A 2554-nucleotide genomic window follows, 5' to 3' on the forward strand; every position below is an offset into this window, starting at 1 on the left:
GTTCGGCGATTTTCGCGAGTCCTATGTGCCCATGTTGTGTGAACAGTTGGGCATCCCTTACACGGGCTCAGGTCCTCTCACTCTCGCCATCTGTCTGAACAAGGCGCGGGCAAAGGAGATCCTCAGCTACTACGGCATCCCTACGCCGAGGTTCAAAGTCGCGCAGGTGGGGGAGGAAGTAGAACTGAGTGGTCTGCGCTTTCCGGTGATTGTGAAACCGGTGTCGGAGGGCAGCAGCAAAGGGGTTTTCAATGACTCAGTGGCCGACACGCCTGCGCAGGCGAGGGAGCGAGTGGCAAAGTGCTGGGCCACGTACGAGCAACCCGTGTTGGTGGAGGAATTCCTCACTGGCCGCGAATTCACCGTCGCGGTGTGGGGCAACGGCGATAACCTGGAGGTGCTCCCCATCGTCGAGATCGTCTACGATCAGCTTCCTGCCGGGGCGCGCCCGCTGTACTCTTACGAGGCGAAGTGGGTCTGGGATAGGCCAGAGCAGCCGCTGCGCATCTTCGAGTGCCCGGCCCCCTTGGCGGCCCAGGAACGGGCCGAGCTCGAGCAGCTGGTGAGACGGGCCTACCGTGTGCTGCACATTCGGGATTGGTGTCGCATCGACGTGCGGGCAGATGCCGCAGGACGTCCGCACGTACTGGAGCTGAATCCGCTGCCGGGGATTCTGCCGAACCCAGAGGACAACTCATGCTTCCCCAAGGCGGCGCGCACCGCAGGATACAGCTACCAGCAGATGGTGAACCACGTAGTGGAGATCGCTGCAGCGCGATACGGGATGACTGCGACATGAGGACGAGCCGGCAAGGGTTGAGGGTGCTGGTGGCCTATGACAAGGTGGTGCCGCCAGTGGACGACGATCCTGATTGGGTTTCTGAAGCTGCGGTGAGACATGAGGTGGAGGCTGTCTCCCAGGCATTGTTGCATCTCGGTCACCACCCTAGCCACTTGGCGGTAGATGACATTGGAAGAGCCATTGAGGATGTGCGCCGAGCAAAGCCGGACGTCATCTTCAACCTGTGTGAGGCTTACAAGGGGAAGGCGCAACACGAGATGGCGGTGGCAGGTGTCTGGGAACTGCTGGGGGTGCCGTACACGGGCAACCCTCCCCTGGCCTTAGGCATGGCGCAGAACAAGGTGGTGGCCAAGCAACTGTTCGCCGCCGCGGGGATCCGTACCCCGGCATATCACGTCTACACCGCTGTGCCGAGGTCCACGGACCTCTGCCTCCGTCTTCCGGCCATAGCTAAGCCTTCGCAAGAGGATGCCAGCCTCGGCATTACCCCCCAGTCGGTAGTGAAAGAGGCAACGCAGCTGCCGGAGGTGGTGGAGGCCTTATTGACCAAGTATCGGCAACCGGTGCTCGTGGAGGAGTATGTCGACGGACGGGAGTTCAACGTGAGCGTGCTCGATGGCGAGCCGCCGCAGGTATTGCCACTCTCGGAAATCGACTTTTCGGCGCTGGAGGCTAACGCCCCGCGCATTACCAGCTACGAAGCGAAATGGCTGCCCGACCATCCGCTTTATCAAAGCACCCCTGCCATCTGCCCGGCCCGAGTGGAGGCAGCTCTGCGGCGGCGACTGGAGCGGACGGCACTGCGCGTATTCCACCTGCTCCACGGCCGCGACTACGGTCGGGTGGACATGCGGGTGGACGCCAAGGGGGCGATCTTCGTGTTGGAGTTCAATCCCAATCCGGACATTTCCCTGGAGGCCGGGTACGCCCGTGCCCTCAAGGCGGCGGGAATTACATTCGAGGAGTTTGTGGATCACCTGCTTGCGCACGCATTGAGTAGGGGTCACAATGATCACAATTAGGAAACTGCAGCCGGAGGATCGTGCCGCGGTCTATGAGATCCTCCAGCAGACGGACATGTTTACCATGGCCGAGGTAAACGTGGCCATGGAATTGATCGACACGTATCTCTTCAACAAGGAGCAGCGGGACTATCTGGTCTATGCTGCGGTGGCCGAGAGTGGACAGGTGGCAGGCTATGTCTGTTTCGGCCCTACTCCAGCAACGGAGGGCACCTTCGACTTGTACTGGATCGCGGTCGCCCCGGCCATGCAAAACCAGGGAGTCGGCAAGCAACTCCTGCAGTTCGTGGAGGAGTATGTGAAGAGCCAGAACGGTCGCCTCATCATCATTGAGACGTCCTCGCAGAAGAAGTATCTGCCAACGCAGCAGTTCTACTTACGGAACAACTACACGGTCGAGGCGCGCATCAAGGATTTCTACCGCCCGGGTGACGATAGACTGATCTTTGCCAAGCGCCTCAACGCAATGCCTGAAGGAGGGCAAACACCACATGGAAGGCTGGCGGCGACAACTGCAGCGGAGCATCACCAGCGCTGAGCAACTGGCCAAGAAGTTCAACATTCCATTGGAGGACCTGGAGAGAGTAGAACGCCAATTCAAGATCCGCATTACCCCGTACTATCTTTCGTTGATAAAGAGCAAGGACGACCCGCTCTACAAGCAAGTGGTGCCCGACGTCCGTGAGCTGGAGGACACTCAGCTTTTTCAGGACCCATTGGCGGAAGACAG

General features: G+C 59.9%; 4 protein-coding genes. All 4 read left to right on the top strand.

Annotated elements, in window-relative coordinates; genetic code table 11:
* The coding region (locus tag H5U38_05895) for an ATP-grasp domain-containing protein (GenBank protein MBC7186549.1) at positions 1-799 on the top strand (799 nt) is incomplete at its 5' end.
* A complete protein-coding gene (locus H5U38_05900) occupies positions 796-1824 on the top strand; it encodes a D-alanine--D-alanine ligase (GenBank protein MBC7186550.1) in 1029 nt (342 codons plus the stop codon). The genes H5U38_05895 and H5U38_05900, both read left to right, overlap by 4 nt.
* Positions 1811-2362: a GNAT family N-acetyltransferase gene (locus H5U38_05905; GenBank protein ID MBC7186551.1), complete on the top strand. Its 552-nt coding sequence runs from the start codon at positions 1811-1813 to the stop codon at positions 2360-2362. Before H5U38_05900 ends, H5U38_05905 begins: the two co-directional genes overlap by 14 nt.
* The coding region (locus tag H5U38_05910; protein MBC7186552.1) for a lysine 2,3-aminomutase at positions 2316-2554 on the top strand (239 nt) is incomplete at its 3' end. The genes H5U38_05905 and H5U38_05910, both read left to right, overlap by 47 nt.

It is taken from the genome of Calditrichota bacterium (genome assembly GCA_014359355.1).
Lineage (GTDB): Bacteria > Zhuqueibacterota > Zhuqueibacteria > JANLFK01 > Oleimicrobiaceae > Oleimicrobium.